Annotated in this window: 1 pseudogene; it reads left to right on the top strand. The window is 59.5% G+C overall.

Annotation, left to right across the window (positions count from 1 at the left end):
* A pseudogene (locus PVA19_RS22300) lies at positions 1–496 on the top strand (ice nucleation-like protein); the annotation flags it as partial.

Below are 496 nucleotides of genomic sequence, written 5' to 3' on the forward strand. Positions count from 1 at the left end.
GACGACCAGCCAGATCGATGCGCTGAACTCCACCCAGATCGCCAGCTTGAGCTCTGCCCAACTGGCAACGCTCGACAGCGCCGAACTCGCTCTCTTCTCCACTGGAGAGATGGCGGCACTCAGCACCAAGGCACTTTCCGGCCTCTCTTCAACAGCCCTGACAAACTTAAGCAGCGCGAGCGCAGCAGCCCTGGCCAAGATGCAGATTGCTGTCATGTCTACGTCGCAGCTGAATGCTCTGTCTTCGGACGCGCTCAACACCTTCTCCAGCGATGAAGTCAAGGCCATCAGCGAAAAGGCGCTTGCAGGTATCACCGTCAGCAAGTTGACCACGGGTAACGTTGCAAACCTGAGCGCGACGCAGGCAGCAGCCCTGACCACGACGCAGTTCGCAGCAATGACGACCAGCCAGATCGATGCGCTGAACTCCACCCAGATCGCCAGCTTGAGCTCTGCCCAACTGGCAACGCTCGACAGCGCCGAACTCGCTCTCTTC

This window comes from Agrobacterium sp. CNPSo 3708 (assembly GCF_028674915.1).
In the GTDB taxonomy this organism is placed as follows: Bacteria; Pseudomonadota; Alphaproteobacteria; order Rhizobiales; family Rhizobiaceae; genus Agrobacterium; species Agrobacterium cavarae.